At 66.2% G+C, this 15,977-nt stretch carries 16 protein-coding genes and 1 tRNA gene; 15 read left to right on the top strand and 2 right to left on the bottom strand.

Features of this window, described 5'->3' with window-relative positions; genetic code table 11:
* The first annotated feature begins 11 nt into the window (after positions 1–11).
* The 7 genes from WKW82_RS21445 to WKW82_RS21415 all read left to right on the top strand — a co-directional run bounded on the left by WKW82_RS21445 (position 12) and on the right by WKW82_RS21415 (position 7,689).
* Entirely contained in the window at positions 12–617 is a 606-nt protein-coding gene (locus tag WKW82_RS21445) for a LemA family protein (RefSeq protein WP_340344369.1), read from the top strand.
* Between the two features lie 174 nt (positions 618–791).
* The gene (gene rsmB, locus WKW82_RS21440; protein WP_340344625.1) at positions 792–2,183 is read left to right on the top strand and encodes a 16S rRNA (cytosine(967)-C(5))-methyltransferase RsmB; all 1,392 of its coding nucleotides are present in this window, start codon (positions 792–794) and stop codon (positions 2,181–2,183) included.
* A gap of 43 nt (positions 2,184–2,226) precedes the next feature.
* Positions 2,227–2,790 carry a DUF4390 domain-containing protein gene (locus WKW82_RS21435; protein ID WP_340344624.1) on the top strand — a complete coding sequence of 188 codons (564 nt, stop codon included), beginning with the start codon at positions 2,227–2,229 and terminating at the stop codon, positions 2,788–2,790.
* Positions 2,791–2,870: 80 nt separating this feature from the next.
* Complete coding sequence (locus tag WKW82_RS21430) at positions 2,871–5,135, top strand: sensor histidine kinase (protein ID WP_340344623.1); 2,265 nt, start codon at positions 2,871–2,873, stop codon at positions 5,133–5,135.
* Between the two features lie 21 nt (positions 5,136–5,156).
* On the top strand, positions 5,157–5,852 hold the full coding sequence (locus tag WKW82_RS21425) for a response regulator (RefSeq protein WP_340344368.1): 696 nt from the start codon (positions 5,157–5,159) through the stop codon (positions 5,850–5,852).
* 18 nt (positions 5,853–5,870) lie between these two features.
* A tRNA-Phe gene (locus tag WKW82_RS21420) sits at positions 5,871–5,946 on the top strand.
* A 234-nt stretch (positions 5,947–6,180) separates the two neighbouring features.
* Positions 6,181–7,689: an arylsulfatase gene (locus WKW82_RS21415; protein WP_340344367.1), complete on the top strand. Its 1,509-nt coding sequence runs from the start codon at positions 6,181–6,183 to the stop codon at positions 7,687–7,689.
* A gap of 195 nt (positions 7,690–7,884) precedes the next feature.
* On the opposite strand, the gene WKW82_RS21410 is transcribed toward WKW82_RS21415, so the two are convergent.
* Complete coding sequence (locus WKW82_RS21410; protein WP_340344366.1) at positions 7,885–8,532, bottom strand: TetR/AcrR family transcriptional regulator; 648 nt, start codon at positions 8,530–8,532, stop codon at positions 7,885–7,887.
* A gap of 17 nt (positions 8,533–8,549) precedes the next feature.
* Entirely contained in the window at positions 8,550–9,155 is a 606-nt protein-coding gene (locus WKW82_RS21405) for an acyltransferase (RefSeq protein WP_340344365.1), read from the bottom strand.
* A 284-nt stretch (positions 9,156–9,439) separates the two neighbouring features.
* Here WKW82_RS21405 and WKW82_RS21400 point away from each other — a divergent pair, with 284 nt between their 5' ends.
* From WKW82_RS21400 to paaE, 8 genes are read left to right on the top strand one after another with little or no spacing between them, the layout of a single operon-like run.
* Positions 9,440–10,222, top strand: a complete 783-nt coding sequence (locus tag WKW82_RS21400; protein ID WP_340344364.1) for an enoyl-CoA hydratase-related protein — start codon at positions 9,440–9,442, stop codon at positions 10,220–10,222.
* Positions 10,223–10,230: 8 nt separating this feature from the next.
* Positions 10,231–10,674, top strand: a complete 444-nt coding sequence (paaI, locus tag WKW82_RS21395) for a hydroxyphenylacetyl-CoA thioesterase PaaI (protein WP_340344363.1) — start codon at positions 10,231–10,233, stop codon at positions 10,672–10,674.
* Positions 10,675–10,705: 31 nt separating this feature from the next.
* Positions 10,706–12,019 (top strand): phenylacetate--CoA ligase PaaK, encoded by a 1,314-nt coding sequence (paaK, locus tag WKW82_RS21390; RefSeq protein WP_340344362.1) that lies wholly within the window; start codon positions 10,706–10,708, stop codon positions 12,017–12,019.
* Positions 12,020–12,035: 16 nt separating this feature from the next.
* Positions 12,036–13,046: a 1,2-phenylacetyl-CoA epoxidase subunit PaaA gene (gene paaA / locus WKW82_RS21385; RefSeq protein WP_340344361.1), complete on the top strand. Its 1,011-nt coding sequence runs from the start codon at positions 12,036–12,038 to the stop codon at positions 13,044–13,046.
* On the top strand, positions 13,043–13,336 hold the full coding sequence (gene paaB, locus WKW82_RS21380) for a 1,2-phenylacetyl-CoA epoxidase subunit PaaB (protein ID WP_340344360.1): 294 nt from the start codon (positions 13,043–13,045) through the stop codon (positions 13,334–13,336). The genes paaA and paaB overlap by 4 nt, the downstream gene beginning before the upstream one ends.
* Positions 13,337–13,343: 7 nt before the next feature.
* The gene (gene paaC, locus WKW82_RS21375) at positions 13,344–14,120 is read left to right on the top strand and encodes a 1,2-phenylacetyl-CoA epoxidase subunit PaaC (protein ID WP_340344359.1); all 777 of its coding nucleotides are present in this window, start codon (positions 13,344–13,346) and stop codon (positions 14,118–14,120) included.
* On the top strand, positions 14,117–14,653 hold the full coding sequence (gene paaD / locus WKW82_RS21370) for a 1,2-phenylacetyl-CoA epoxidase subunit PaaD (RefSeq protein ID WP_340344358.1): 537 nt from the start codon (positions 14,117–14,119) through the stop codon (positions 14,651–14,653). Before paaC ends, paaD begins: the two co-directional genes overlap by 4 nt.
* 11 nt (positions 14,654–14,664) lie before the next feature.
* A complete protein-coding gene (gene paaE / locus WKW82_RS21365) occupies positions 14,665–15,750 on the top strand; it encodes a 1,2-phenylacetyl-CoA epoxidase subunit PaaE (protein ID WP_340344357.1) in 1,086 nt (361 codons plus the stop codon).
* The last annotated feature ends 227 nt before the right edge of the window (positions 15,751–15,977 follow it).

Genomic DNA, 15,977 nt, shown 5'->3' with positions numbered 1-15,977 from the left:
AGAACCATCCAATGAATCTCCTGCCTGAAGGCTGGCCCTGGTGGATCGCCGGCGCAGTGGCGCTGTTCTGGTTCATCGGCGCGCACAACCGGCTGGTGCGGCTGCGTTCCACCGCGCTGCAGGCCTATGGCGCGCTCGATGCCGCGCTGATGCGCCAACTCGATTTCGTGCAGACCCATGTGATCCCGACCGCGCCGAGTGCCTTCGGCCCGGGCGAGCTGACCAGCGGGGCATCGCTGCGTGCGGCGGCCCGGCAGTTCGGCAACATGCTGGGCGCCACGCGCAAGCGGCCGCTGGACATGCAGGCGATGGCGGCACTGGGAACCGCGCTGCACGCGATGCTGTCGGCCTGGCAGCGGCAGCACGGGGATCCATCCATGGTCTTCGAGGCCGACGGCACGCTGTCGCGGCCCGCGACGTGGGCCGGCTCCGGCGACGATCCTTCGGTCGCGACGATCGCCGCACCCATCGCCTGGCCCGAACCGTCGGCGGCGCCGGAGATCGCGCGCGGCCAGTTCAACCAGGCGGTGCTGAACTACAACGCGGCCATCGGGCAGTTTCCGGCGATGCTGATGGCGTTGATGTTCGGCCTGCGTCGTGCGATGCCATTGGTGTAGCTGCTTTCGGCATCCGCCAGCGGGTTGCGGGGCCTTCGAGATTCGCCAGGACACAAGGCGTGAGGCCGCCGCAACATTGAAGCCAGCAATTCAGCGTTGCCTCGCTCGCTGGTTGTTACCATCAACCGCTTGCGAGACCTCACCGACCCCCCATCCAGTTTGACGTCGCCCCACCTGGGGCCGCCGTTGTGGCGCCAGTTGCAATTGACCGCACAAGCCCTCGCGGCGATTCGCGCCGGCACTTCCGGCAGTGCTGCGTTCGAGGCGGTCGAGCCCGCGCTGCGCCCGGGCGTGCAGGCGCTGGGTTTCCAGGCCCTGCGCTGGCTGGGCCGTGCCGAGGCGCTGCGACGCCAACTCGCCAAACGCACGCCACCGCCCAACGCCGATGCCCTGCTGTGCACAGCCCTGGCGCTGGGCTGGGATGCCGACAACTCGCCCTACGAACCCTTCACGCTCGTCGACCAGGCGGTCGAGGCGGCCAAGCGCGACCCGGCGACGCGGGCGCAAGGCAGCTTCATCAACGCCTGCCTGCGCCGCTTCCTGCGCGAGCGCGATGACCTCGTGGCCGCCACCAACCACGAGCCGGTGGCGCAATGGAACCACCCGCGTTGGTGGATCGAAAGGCTCCGGCGCGACCACCCGCGCGACTGGCAGCGCGTGCTCGAGGCCAACAACCAGCAACCGCCGCTCACGCTGCGCGTGAACACGCGCAAGACCTCGCAAGGCCTCTACCTGCAGACGCTGTCGGCCGCGGGCATGGCGGCCACGCCGGTGGCGGGGAGTGGGGTGCAACTCGCACGTGCGCGACCGGTGCCGCAGTTGCCGGGCTTTGCCGAGGGCGAATTCTCGGTGCAGGACAGCGCCGCGCAGATCGCTGCGCCCTTGTTGCTCGACGGCCTGCGCCCTGGTGGCATGGCTTTGCCATCTCGACTTGATCCCGCGCGAGACGCGAGCGGGGCGCAGCCCGGCCCTGGGGGCCCAGTTCAACTTCGCGTGCTCGACGCCTGCGCCGCGCCCGGCGGCAAGACCGCGCACCTGCTCGAATATGCCGGCGACATGCCCATCGAGGTCACGGCGCTGGAGATCGACGCCGCCCGCAGCCGTCGCATCGGTGAGACGCTGGCGCGCCTCGACCTCAGCGCCACCGTCCTGGTGGCCGATGCCGTCCGGCCCGAGAAGTGGTGGGACGGCCAGCTTTTCGACGCCATCCTGCTCGACGCCCCCTGCACCGCGTCCGGCATCGTGCGGCGCCATCCCGACGTGCGCTGGTTGCGGCGCGAGAGCGACGTCGAGCAGTTGGCGCTCCAGCAAGCGATGCTTCTGGCCGCGTTGTGGCCGCTGGTTCGACCCGGCGGACGCCTTCTTTATTGCACTTGTTCGGTGTTTAGGCAGGAGGGTTCGCACCAAATCGAGGCGTTTCTTGCGCACAACACCGATGCCCGTTTGCGGCCTTCGCCAGGCCATTTGCTGCCTCAAAGCGGCGGCAATGCGCGTGGCGTCCCGGACAATGGGTTGGGTGAACACGACGGTTTCTTCTACGCCCTGCTTGAAAAACCAGCTCGCTAGCCGGCGTGGCTGGCCGATCACGGCCTGGTTCGTGGCGATCTGGATGGTATTGCTGGGCTGGCTACCGACCCCGGCGGCCGCGGAGGCGGCCGAGGTCACGCAAATGAAGCTGGAACGCAGCGGCGACGGCGTGTATCTCACGGCTGCCGTGCAATTCGAATTGCCAACCCTGGTGGAAGAGGTGCTCGACAAGGGCATTGCCGTCTACTTCGTGGCGGAGGCGGAGCTTTATCGCGAACGCTGGTACTGGACGGACGCCCGTGTCGCGCAGGTGGCGCGCTACATGCGACTGGCCTACCAGCCACTCACGCGCCGCTGGCGCCTCAACGTGTCCCCCGTGCCCATCACCAATGCAGGTTTCGGCGCGACGCTGAACCAGAACTTCGACTCGCTGTCGGATGCCCTGGACGCGGTCAAGCGCGTCGGCCGGATGCGCATGGGCGACGCGAGCGACATCGCGGACGACGCCGTCCATCCGGTCCAGTTCCGCTTCCGCCTCGACATTTCGCAACTGCCGCGACCCTTCCAGATCGGCATGGCCGGCCAATCCGACTGGAACATCGCGGCGGAACGCACCGCCAAGCTGGCCGTAGGGAAGACGCCGTGATCCCCGGCCAGGCGCCGCGCGACGAACGGCGCAATACCCAGCCTGCCCAGCACACGCACCATACGCGCCGCACGAAAGCCGTGCGTTGGGCCTTGGGCGTCGGTGCCGCGGCGATCACGGCCATCGGTCTGGTGATGATGTTCCTGCTGGCGCAGGCGACCAACAACCGGGCGCTCTACGAACGCAACTACGCGCTGCTGTTCGGCATCAACGTCGTGGTCGCGATCTTCCTGCTGCTGGTGCTGGTGTGGGTGGCGTTCCGGTTGATCCAGCGCCTGCGGCTCGGCAAGTTCGGCAGCCGCCTGCTGATCAAGCTGGCGGCCATCTTCGCGCTGGTGGGCGTGGTGCCTGGCGCGCTGATCTACGTGGTGTCTTACAACTTCATGTCGCGCTCCATCGAGAGCTGGTTCGACGTCAAGGTCGAGGGCGCGCTCGATGCGGGCCTCAACCTGGGCCGGGCCACGCTGGATTCGCTGACCGAGGACCTGTCCAGCAAGGCGCGTGCGGCCAGCGCACAACTGGCGGAGGTCCCCGACACCAGCGCCGGCCTGGCGCTCGAGCGCATCCGCGACCAGCTCGGCGCGAGCGACGCCGTGCTCTGGACCGGCAGCGGCCAGCTCGTGGCCAGCGCCGGCACCTCGCGCTTCCAGCTCAATCCGGAGCGGCCGACGCCGCTGCAGTTCCGCCAGGCGCGCACCGAGCGCGGCGTGGCGCACATCGAGGGGCTGGACGAGGCATCGCCGCCGGGCGCGACGCCGCCGGTCGCGACCGTGCACGCGCTCATGATCGTGCAGCGGCCGGGCTTCGAGTTCAGCACCGATGCGCGCTTTCTCCAGGTGACTCGCCCGATCCCGCCGGCACTCGTGGCCAACGCGCTGGCCGTACAGGAAGCCAACCGCGAGTACCAGGAGCGCGCGTTGGCGCGCGGCGGCCTGCGGCGCATGTACATCGGCACGCTCACGCTGTGCCTGTTCCTGGCGGTGTTCGGCGCGGTGCTGCTGGCGGTGCTGTTCGGCAATCAGCTCGCGCGACCGCTGCTGGTGCTGGCAGACGGCGTGCGGCAGGTGGCCGGCGGCGACCTGCGGCCCACCACCGTGCTGCAGACCCGGGATGAACTCGGTGGGCTGACGCGCTCGTTCGCGGTCATGACACAGCAATTGGCAGATGCGCGCGGCGTCGTCGAGAAGACCATGGGCGAGCTTGAGGCGGCGCGGGGCAACCTGCAGACCATCCTCGACAACCTGACGTCCGGCGTGATCGTGCTGGACGCGGCGGGCACGGTTCTTCAGACCAACCCGGGCGCCACACGCGTGCTGCGTGCGCCGCTGGCTGCCTTCGAGGGCCAGCGATTGGCGGCGGTACCGAGCCTCGCGGACTTCGCGCAGGACGTGCAGCAGCAATTTGACGACTTCCAGGTCGAGCACCTGCAGCACGGCCTCGACCATTGGCAACACGCCTTCGAGCTGCACCCGCCCGGCGGCGGCATGCAGCAGGACACCATCAACATCGTGGCCCGCGGTGCAGAGCTGCCGGGCAGCGCGCGGCTGCTGGTGTTCGACGACATCTCCGAGATCGTCTCGGCCCAGCGCGCCCAGGCCTGGGGCGAAGTGGCGCGCCGCCTGGCGCACGAGATCAAGAATCCGCTCACGCCGATCCAGCTTTCCGCCGAGCGCCTGCAGATGAAACTCAAGGGCAAGGTCGAGCCGCCGGAGCTGGCGATCCTCAACAAGTCGGTCAAGACCATCGTCGACCAGGTCGATGCGATGAAGCGGCTGGTCAACGAGTTCCGCGACTATGCGCGCCTGCCGGCGGCAGAGCTGAAGCCGGTCGACCTCAATGCCGTCGTGGTCGACGTGCTGAGCCTCTACGAGACGGAGGCTCCCACAGTGACGGTGCACACCGAACTCGACCCGCGCTGCCCGGCCATACGTGGAGACGCGCAGCAATTGCGCCAGGTGATCCATAACCTGCTGCAAAACGCGCAGGATGCCACCGAGACGGCGCAGGGTGGCAAGGGCAGTGGAGAAGTCATCGTCCGCACCCGCCTGGACGATACGGGCAAGCGCGTGCGCCTGACGCTGCAGGACAGCGGTCACGGCTTTGCCGAGAACATCCTCAAACGCGCCTTCGAGCCCTACGTCACGACCAAGGCCAAGGGCACTGGCCTGGGACTTGCCGTCGTCAAGAAAATAGCCGACGAACACGGCGCGCGCATCGAACTTTCCAATCGCATCGTCGAGGGGGCTGTAGTGGGTGCGCAAGTCTCGCTATCATTCGCGCTGGCGGCTGAACAGCCGGCCACACCCGCAATACCCGACGAACACTCGCCTACCACTGTCGCCTGAGCGCGCACACCTGAAGCATTCATGGCAAACATTCTTGTCGTCGACGACGAGCTGGGCATCCGAGACCTGCTATTCGAGATCCTCAACGACGAAGGTCACAACGTCGAATTGGCCGAAAACGCCGCCGAGGCACGCGCAGCGCGCCAGCGTGCGCGGCCCGACTTGGTCCTGCTGGACATCTGGATGCCCGACACCGATGGCGTCACGCTCCTCAAGGAGTGGTCGACTGCCGGCCTGTTGAGCATGCCCGTCATCATGATGAGCGGGCACGCGACCATCGACACCGCGGTCGACGCCACGCGCATCGGCGCTTTCGCCTTCCTTGAAAAACCCATCACCCTGCAGAAGCTGTTGAAGGCGGTCGAGCAGGGCCTGGCCCGCGAGAGCGCGCGCCGCGCCGCCGCCAGCGTGGTGCCCACGACCAGCCATTTCGCGGCGGCCGTGACCACCACCGGCGACCACGGCCTGATGCCGCTACCGACCGCGGCCCTCGTCGTCGAAGCCGGCCCGCGCGCCAACCAGAGCTTCGACCTCGACCGCCCGCTGCGCGATGCGCGCGATGGCTTCGAGAAGGCGTACTTCGAGTTCCACTTGGCGATGGAGAACGGCTCCATGACCCGCGTGGCCGAGAAGACCGGCCTGGAACGCACCCATCTCTATCGAAAACTCAAACAATTGGGTGTCGATCTTTCGAGAGGGCGCAGAAGCGCTGTATAATCGAAGGCTCCATACCAAGGCCCGGTAGCTCAGTTGGTAGAGCAGCGGATTGAAAATCCGCGTGTCGGTGGTTCGATTCCGCCCCAGGCCACCAAACATCAAGAGCCCTTGATTCCTAGCAGGATCAAGGGCTTTTTGCTGTCCGGCGCTTGCCGAGCCTTGCGTTGCCGAGTGGCAGGCTGCCCAGCGCGTGCAACGCGCACCCGCTATACCAAAAGCTAGTTGCGACGCCAGTCCACGCGCGGAAGATCGCTGGCTCACCGGGGCTGTGTCCCCTGGTGCAGTGCTGCCTTTCCTGGCGGCGATCCACAACGCAAGGAGCGACAGAATGGCGACCAAAACCAAGCAACCCAATATTCTTGTCATGTGGGGCGACGACATCGGTCAGTCGAACCTGAGCTGCTACACCAAGGGCATGATGGGCTATCGCACGCCCAACATCGACCGGATCGCCAAGGAAGGCATGATCTTCACGGATGCCTATGCCGAGCAGAGTTGCACGGCCGGGCGCGCGTCGTTCATTACCGGCCAGTGCGGCTTGCGCACGGGCCTGACGAAGGTGGGTTTGCCCGGCGCGGAACTGGGCCTGAAGGCCGAGGACATCACCATTGCCGAGGCGCTCAAGCCGCTCGGCTACCGTACGGGCCAGTTCGGCAAGAACCACCTCGGTGATCGCGACGAACACCTGCCCACGGTGCATGGCTTCGATGAGTTCTTCGGCAACCTCTACCACCTGAACGCCGAGGAAGAGCCCGAGGAAGTCGACTATCCCAACGCGAAGGACTTCCCCAACTTCAAGAAGAAGTACGGCCCGCGCGGCGTGCTGCATTGCTGGTCCGACGGCAAGGGCGGCCAGAAGATCGAGAACACCGGGCCGCTGACCAAGAAGCGCATGGAGACGATCGACGACGAGTTCATGGCCGGGGCCAAGAAATTCATCAAGGCTGCGCACGACGCAGGCGAGCCCTTCTTCGTGTGGTTCAACACCTCGCACATGCACGCCTGGACGCACCCGAAGCCGGAGAGCATCGGACAGTCCGGTCGCTGGCAGTCGGAGTACCACGACGTGATGATCGATCACGACAAGCACATCGGCGAGCTGCTCGACTTCCTCGACGAACTCGGCATCGCCGACAACACCTTCGTCAAGTACAGCACCGACAACGGCCCGCACATGAACACCTGGCCGGATGCGGGCACGACGCCGTTCCGCAACGAGAAGAATTCGAGCTGGGAAGGCGCGTACCGGATCCCGCTGGTGGTGCGTTTCCCGGGCGTGATCCCGGCCGGTTCGGAGTCGAACGAAATCATCAGTCACCTCGACTGGTTCCCGACCATCCTGGCGGCGGCCGGCGACCCGGACATCAAGGAAAAGCTCAAGAAGGGCCACAAGATCGGCGACAAGACCTTCAAGGTCCATCTCGACGGCTACAACCTCGTGCCCTATCTCACGGGCAAGGAAAAGAAGAGCCCGCGCCCCGGCTTCATCTACTTCACGGACGAGGGCGACGTGGCGGCCATCCGCTACGACCACTGGAAGATGTTGTTCATGGAGCAGCGCGTGACCGGCACGCTGAAGATCTGGCAGGAGCCCTTCGTGGTGCTGCGTACGCCCTACATCTTCAACCTGCGGATGGACCCGTACGAGCGCGCGCAGATCACGTCGAACACTTTCTACGACTGGATGTTCCGGCACATCTACCTGCTGGTGCCGGCGCAGGCCATCGTCGGGGAGTTCCTGGCGACGTTCAAGGAATTCCCGCCGCGGCAGAAGGCAGCGAGCTTCAGTCTGGACCAGGTGCTGGCGAAGATGATCGATTCGTCGAGCGGGGGCTGACTCACCGATCCGCGAAGCGCCTGCGGCGCTGCGCGGCTGCTCTTGCGGACCGTCCGAGCCTGCGCCGGCAGGCTTGGAGCCGCGGTCCTCAGCCCAATATAGCGCGCACCCTGTGCCCGGCGAAGCCGATTCCACGTTGGCTTGCGACGGGTGCCGCTGCGCGACCCGATTTGTTCCCAATGCTGGCGCTGCGTCCTATCGCGCCGCCAGCCTGTCGCTGCGCGGGACGGGTTCGTGCGACGCTTCCGGCAGGCGCACCTCGCCGATGCCGCCCAAGAACAGGTCCGCGACGATCGGCGCCATGGCGTCGTAGTCGAGCTCGCCGTCGGGCTTCATCCAGGTGAACATCCAGTTGATCATGCCGAACAGCAGCATGGTCAGCGGCTTGGACAGGTGCGCGCTGGGTTGGCCCGCGCGCATCTCCGACACCGCGCGCGCAAAGCCGGCGACGACGTGACGCTCCTTGTCGAGCACGCGCTCGCGGTCGTCGGGTTCGAGGAACTTGACGTCCTCGGTCAGCACGCGGTGCGCGTCCTGGGCGTTGGCGTATTCGGCCACGATGCGGTGGATCAGGTGGCGCAGCCTGGCTTCGCCCTGCAGGTGGGCGGAAGCCTCGTCATCGATCAATGCCTGGAGGCGCGAGACGTGCCCTTCGGCAATGCTGACGAGCAGGCTGTATTTGTCCTTGTAGTAGTGGTACAGCGAGGCTTTCGACAGTCCGCAGGCCTCCGCGACCTGGTTCATCGATGCGGAGGCATAGCCCCGCTTCGCGAACAGCGCGGCGGCGCGGGACAGGATCATCTCCCGCTGGTCTTCGTAGGTGGCAGCTCGTCCGCGTGGCATGTCGCTGTGTCCCCGGCCTACTCGTCGCGCTTGGTCGCGATCAATGTCTTCACCGGCGAATGCTGCACGCGCGGTCGATCGGCTTCGACCGCCGCAAGCGGCTCGACCTCGACCAGGCTGGCGTGGCAGCGGCGCGTGAGTTCCTGGTAGGTGAGGGTGCCGTCGAGCTTCCAGGCGATCTCCTGGTCGCTGAGTTCGCGCTTGACCTTGGCGGGCATGCCGGCGGCGAGGCTGCGCGGCGGCACCTTCATGCCGGCCGGCACGAAAGCGCATGCGGCGACGAAGGAGTTCGCGCCGATCTCCGCCTCGTCCATCACCACCGCGTTCATGCCGACGAGCGCATCGCGCCGGATCACGCAGCCATGCAGCACCGCGCCGTGGCCGACATGGCCGTTCTCCTCGATGAGCGTGTCCTGCAGCGGAAAGCCGTGCATCACGCAGGTGTCTTGCACATTGGCCCCGGCGTGGAGCACGATGCGACCAAAGTCGCCGCGCAGGCTGGCGTTGGGGCCGATGTAGCAGTTGGGGCCGACGATCACGTCGCCGATGAGTACGGCGGTGGGGTGCACGTAGGCGCTCGGGTCGACCACCGGCACGACGCCTTCGATGGAGTAGCAGGGCATGTCTCTTCCTTTTTTGTTGACTATGGAGGCTCTGATCAAGTTCGCCGCGAGGGCGCGCGCCTCGGCTTGGGATGGGATGCAAGGCGCAAACCGCAGTCATAGCCGAAGCTATGGCGAGGATTTGCAACGCCGCAGACCCCCAAGCAGAGGATGCGCGAACCGCGGAGGACTTGATCAGAGTCTCCCTAGGGTTTGCACTAGGGCAAACGGCTTGCGCAGCGAAGTCGGGAAATAATAAACTCTACCGAACGGTCGGTCAATAATGTTTTGAGAGACAAGAAGAGATGACAGAACCCACGATTTCGGTGAACCAGGCAGGCGGCGTGACCACGCTGACGCTGAGCCGCCCCGCTGCGATGAACAGCTTCACGAGTGCGATGCATGCGGAGTTGCTGGCGGCGTTGAATGCCGCAGCAAACGATGCCTCGGTGCGCTGCGTGATCATCACGGGCGCAGGGCGCGGTTTCTGCGCGGGGCAGGATTTGAGCGATCCGGCGGCCGCGCCGGGGCAGGACCTGGGCAAGTTGATCGAGGCCAACTATGCCCCGCTGGTCGAGCGTGTGCGTTCGATGCCGGTGCCGGTGATCGCCGCGGTCAACGGCGTGGCCGCCGGTGCTGGCGCCAACCTTGCGCTGTGCTGCGACCTGGTGATCGCCGCGCGCTCTGCCAGCTTTATCCAGGCCTTCTCGAAGATCGGGCTCGTCGTCGACACCGGCGGTACATGGTTGCTGCCCCGGCTGGTGGGTTCGGCGCGCGCCATGGGGCTCGCCATGCTGGGCGACAAGGTGCCCGCGGCCGACGCGGCGCAGATGGGAATGATCTGGCAGTGCGTCGATGACGCAGCGCTGCTCGACACTGCCAATGCCTTGGCCACGCGGCTCGCCGGCATGCCGACGCGCGCGCTGGTCGCGACGCGGCAGGCTCTCACCGCGGCCCAAGGCATGGACATGCGTCAGGCGCTGCAACTGGAAGCCTCGCTGCAATCCGAACTGGGCAGCGCGCACGACTACCTGGAAGGCGTAGACGCCTTCCGCAACAAGCGCGCGCCGACCTTCTCCGACCGCTAAGCATTCCCATGACCGAAGTCCTATCGCCCCAACAAACCGCCGAGCACGTCCGCGAAGGCATGCTGCGCAACGACCGCGCCACGCGCTTGCTCGGCATGCGCATCGTCGAGGTCGCGCCCGGCCGCGCCACGATCCACATGCAGGTGCGCGAAGACATGCTCAACGGCCACGACATCTGCCACGGCGGCTTCATCGCTACGCTGTGCGATTCGGCCTTCGCCTTCGCTTGCAACTCGTACAACGAGCTCACGGTGGCCTCCGGCTTCGGCATCGACTTCATGGCGCCGGGCAGGCTCGGCGACGAGCTCGTCGCGCGATGCGAAGAGGTGTCGAAGTCCGGCCGCACCGGCGTCTACGACACGGAAGTCACCAATCAGCGCGGCGAGCGCCTCGCGGTGTTCCGTGGTCGGTCGTACACCATGAAGGGCAAGCCGGCTGTCCAGCCCGCCTGACCCGCCGCCAGTCCGAAGAGGAGACAAGAACATGCCCGTGAAGCAACCCGCCCCCGGCGACCTGTCGGCCATCGAGACGGCCAGCCGCGACGAGATCGCCGCGCTGCAACTGGCGCGCATGAAGGACACGCTGCAACGCGCCTACGACAACGTGCCGCACTACCGCAAGGCCTTCGATGCCAAGGGCGTGAAACCAGGAGACCTGAAGCAGCTCAGCGACCTGTCGAAGTTCCCCTTCCTGGTGAAGACCGACCTGCGCGACAACTACCCCTTCGGGCTGTTCGCCGTGCCGCGCGAGCAGTTGTCACGCGTGCATGCCTCGTCGGGCACCACCGGCAAGCCGACGGTCGTCGGCTACACCAAGAACGACATCGACACCTGGGCCGAACTCGTCGCGCGTTCGATCCGCGCCGCGGGCGGACGTACCGGCGACCTGATCCATATCGCCTATGGCTATGGCCTCTTCACCGGCGGCCTCGGCGCGCACTACGGTGCCGAACGCGCGGGCTGCACGGTCGTGCCGATGGGCGGCGGGCAGACCGAGAAGCAGGTGCAGCTGATCCAGGACTTCAAGCCCTCCATCATCATGGTCACGCCGAGCTACATGCAGGTGGTCATCGAGGAGTTCGCGCGGCAGGGCATCGATGCGCGCGAGAGCTCGCTGAAGGTCGGCATCTTCGGCGCCGAGCCGTGGACCGAGGCGATGCGCCACGACATCGAGCACAAGGCCGGCATCGACGCGGTCGACATCTATGGCCTGTCCGAAGTGATGGGCCCGGGCGTGGCCAGCGAATGCATCGAGAGCAAGGACGGCCCGGTGATCTGGGAGGACCACTTCTATCCCGAGATCATCGACCCCATCACCGGCGAGCTGGTGCCCGATGGCGAGGAGGGCGAACTGGTTTTCACTTCGCTGACCAAGGAAGCCTTGCCCGTGGTGCGCTACCGTACGCGCGACCTCACGCGGCTGCTGCCGCCGACGTCCCGCTCGTTCCGTCGCATGGGCAAGATCGTCGGCCGCAGCGACGACATGATGATCATCCGCGGCGTCAACGTGTTCCCGACACAGGTCGAGGAGATCGTGCTCGCGCACGAGGCGCTCACCGGCCTCTACCAGATGCACATCAGCCGCGAAGGCCTGCTCGACCAGGTCGAGGTGCATTGCGAACTGCAACCCCACAGCATCATCTCCGAGAGCGACCGCGTCGCGGTGGCCAAGTGGGTGCAGCACCGCATCAAGACGCTGGTCGGCATCTCGACCGAAGTCCGCGTGTTCGACCCGAACACGATCGAGCGCACGCAGACCGGCAAGGCCCGCCGCGTGGTCGACAAACGTCCCCGCTGAACAAGGAGAACACCTCATGTACACGCAAGCCATGGACACGATGGGCAAGGAGCCCGGCGACGGCAAGAAGGCCGTGCGCTCCGCCGACGAGATGCGCCTGGAAGAGAACTTCGATGCGCACATCGATGCTGGCGACTTCATCGAGGCGAAGGACTGGATGCCCGACCACTACCGCAAGACGCTGGTGCGGCAGATCAGCCAGCATGCGCATTCGGAGATCGTCGGCATGCTGCCCGAGGGCAACTGGATCTCGCGCGCACCCACGTTGAAGCGCAAGGCCATCCTGCTGGCCAAGGTGCAGGACGAGGGCGGCCACGGGCTCTACCTCTATGCCGCCGCTGAAACGCTCGGCACCTCGCGCGACCAGATGTTCGACGCGCTGCACTCGGGCAAGGCCAAGTACAGCTCGATCTTCAACTACCCGACGTTGACCTGGGCCGACATCGGCACCATCGGCTGGCTGGTGGATGGCGCGGCGATCATGAACCAGGTGCCGATCTGCAGGTGCTCGTATGCGCCGTATGCGCGGGCCATGATCCGCATCTGCCGCGAGGAGAGCTTCCATCAGCGTCAGGGCTATGAGGCCCTGCTCACGATGATGACCAAGGGCACCGATGCGCAGAAGGCGATGGTGCAGGACGCGGTCAATCGCTGGTGGTGGCCGTCGATCATGATGTTCGGTCCGCCGGATGACCAGTCGCCCAACAGTGCGCAATCCATGCGCTGGGGCATCAAGCGCTTCAGCAATGACGACCTGCGCCAGAAGTTCATCGACGCGGCGGTGGAGCAGGCGCGCATCCTCGGCGTGACCTTGCCCGATCCGGACCTCCAGTGGAACGAAGAGCGCCAGGCGCATGACCACGGCGCGATCGACTGGAGCGAGTTCTGGCGCGTGATCGGCGGCGACGGGCCGTGCAATCGCGAACGGCTCAACGCCCGCGTCAAGGCATGGGACGACGGCGCATGGGTGCGCGATGCCGCGCTCGCACACGCACGCAAGCAAACAGCATTGAAGGAAGCAGCATGAGCTCAGTCGAAAACGAATGGCCCTTGTGGGAAGTCTTTGTCCGCAGCAAGGCGGGCCTGGACCACAAGCATTGCGGCAGCCTGCATGCCGCGGATTCGAAGATGGCGATCCAGATGGCGCGCGACGTCTACACGCGCCGCCAGGAAGGTTGCAGCGTGTGGGTCGTGCTGTCCGAGCAGATCGTGGCCAGCGACCCGGGCGAGAAGGACATGTACTTCGATCCGGCCGAGGACAAGGTCTATCGCCACCCGACTTTCTACGCGCTGCCCAAGGCCGTGGACCACATGTGAGCGCGTGATGTCCACAGCCTCCATCGAACTCCAGCTGACGCCCTCCGCGCAGTACCTGCTGCGCATCGGCGACACCTGCCTGATCCTCGCGCAGCGCCTCGGCGAATGGTGCGGTCACGCGCCCATCCTCGAGGAAGACATCGCCATGTCGAACATCGCGCTCGACCTCATCGGCCAGGCGCGCGCCCTGCTGACGCGTGCCGGCGAGATCGAAGGCAGGCAGCACGACGAAGACCAACTGGCCTTCCTGCGCAACGAGCGCGACTACTTCAACCTCACGCTGGTCGAGTTGCCGCGCGGCGACTTCGCGGTCAGCGTGCTGCGCAACACCATGGTCTCGACCTGGCTCAAGCTGTTGTGGGAACGGCTCGGTAGTTCCAGCGACGTTGAAGTGCAGGCCATCGCCGGCAAGGCCTTGAAGGAAGCGCGCTATCACCAGCAGCATTCGGGCGACTGGGTGGTGCGCCTGGGTGATGGCACCGACGAGTCGCGCGAGCGCATGAAGGCCGCCCTGGCCTACCTGTGGCGCTATGCCGCCGAGATGTTCGACACCGATGCGGCCGACGAGCAGGCGCACGCTGCCGGCATGGGGCCGCTGTGGTCCGAACTGAAGGCGCCATGGCAGGCCGAGATGCAACTCATCCTCGACGAAGCCGGCCTGCAGATGCCCGCCGATTCCGCCTTCCGCAGCGACGGCAAGCGCGGCGTGCACAGCGAGCACATGGGCTTCATCCTGGCCGACATGCAGTACCTGCAACGCGCCTTCCCCGGAGGCGTGTGGTGACGGTGGAACTCTGCGCGGCACCCGCGCAGGACGAGCGCACGCGCGCCGCCTGGGACGTGCTCGCGACGGTGCTGGACCCCGAAGTGCCGGCCGTGTCGGTGCGCGACCTCGGCATCGTGCGCGACGTGATCGCGCATGACGGCGAGTTGGAGATCGTGCTGACGCCGACGTATTCCGGCTGCCCTGCGACCGAGGTGATCGAGCATGACGTGCTCGCAGCGATCGACGCGGCAGGCCTCGGTCCGGCCCGCGTGAGCCTGCGCCGAGCGCCCGCCTGGACCACCGACTGGATCAGCGCCGAAGGCCGCCGCAAGCTCACGGAATACGGCATCGCGCCGCCCGGCCCGGCAACATCGAACGAAGCCGTGCCGATCCGCTTCTTCGGTCGCCGCAGCGAGGCGCAACAACTGGCCTGCCCGCGTTGCGGCAGCTTCCACACCGAGCGGCTCGCGGCCTTCGGTTCCACCGCATGCAAGGCGATCTACCGTTGCCTGGCCTGCAAGGAACCCTTCGAGCACTTCAAGCCGATCTGAGCGAGAACACCATGTCCGTCATGTTCCATCCCCTGCGTGTGCGCGCCATCGAGCCCGACACGCAAGAGGCCGTCATCGTCTCCTTCGACGTGCCGCCCGACCTGCGCGAAGTGTTCGGCTTCACGCAGGGCCAGTACCTCACCCTGCGCACCGACATCGACGGCCAGGACCTGCGCCGCTCGTACTCGATCTGCGCCGGCGTCGATGACGGCGAACTGCGCGTCGGCGTGCGCAAGGTGCGCGGCGGCGTGTTTTCCAACTGGATCAACGAGCACCTGCAGCCCGGCCACACCGTGCAGGTGATGGCGCCGCAAGGCCGCTTCTTCGTGCCGCTCGATCCGGCGTCGAAGCGCCACCATGTCGGCATTGCCGGCGGCAGCGGCATCACGCCGATCCTGTCGATCATGAAGACGGTGCTGGCGCGCGAACCGAAGAGCCGCTTCACGCTGATCTACGGCAACCGCCTGCTGCAGTCGACAATGTTCAAGGAAGAGATCGAAGACCTCAAGAACCGCTACATGACGCGGCTGTCGCTGCAGATGGTGTTCTCCGATGAGCACACCGATGCGCCGCTCAACCACGGCCTGATGAACCGCGAGAAGATCAGCGAGTTCCTGAAAAGCGTGGTGCCGGCGGGCGGCATCGACCATGTGTTCGTGTGCGGGCCGTTCCAGATGAACGACGAGGCCGAGGCCGCGCTGCTCGACGCCGGCGTGCCCGAGGAGCGCATCCACATCGAGCGCTTCGGCGTGGCCTTGCCCTCGACCGGGCCTGTGGGCGCGGTGGTACATGAAGCCAAGCCCGGCGACGCCGAGACGGCGCGCATCGTCATCATTCGCGATGGCCTGCAGCGCGAGATCTCGTTCACCAAGAACCAGCCCAGCATCCTCGATGCGGCATCAGCCGCTGGCCTTGAGGTGCCGTACTCCTGCACTTCGGGTGTCTGCGGAACCTGCCGTGCCAAGCTCATCGAAGGCGAGGTGCGCATGGAGCGCAACTTCGCGCTGGACAAGAAAGAAGTGGCCAGCGGCTTCATCCTGACCTGCCAGGCGCATCCGCTGACTGAGCGGGTCGTTCTATCTTTCGACGAACGTTGATTGATGCACCCGATTGCACCGCGCTCGCTGCGCCATGCGGCGTTGCTCCTCCTTGTGGGCATGAGCCCACGGCGTCGTCGCGCCTTGCCTGGCACACCGATCGCGGCACACTCGGGCGCATCAAACAGCGCTGCCACGTGCAGGGGTACATACCGATGACGAGGCGCATGTGAAGCCGGTCCACTAACGCCGGGCATTTTTCAGCTCATCTTTCAAGCATCCCTTTC

The sequence above is a fragment of the Variovorax rhizosphaerae genome (assembly GCF_037889975.1).
GTDB classification, from domain to species: domain Bacteria; phylum Pseudomonadota; class Gammaproteobacteria; order Burkholderiales; family Burkholderiaceae_C; genus Variovorax; species Variovorax rhizosphaerae.
This window is presented reverse-complemented; position numbering and strand designations above follow the sequence as displayed.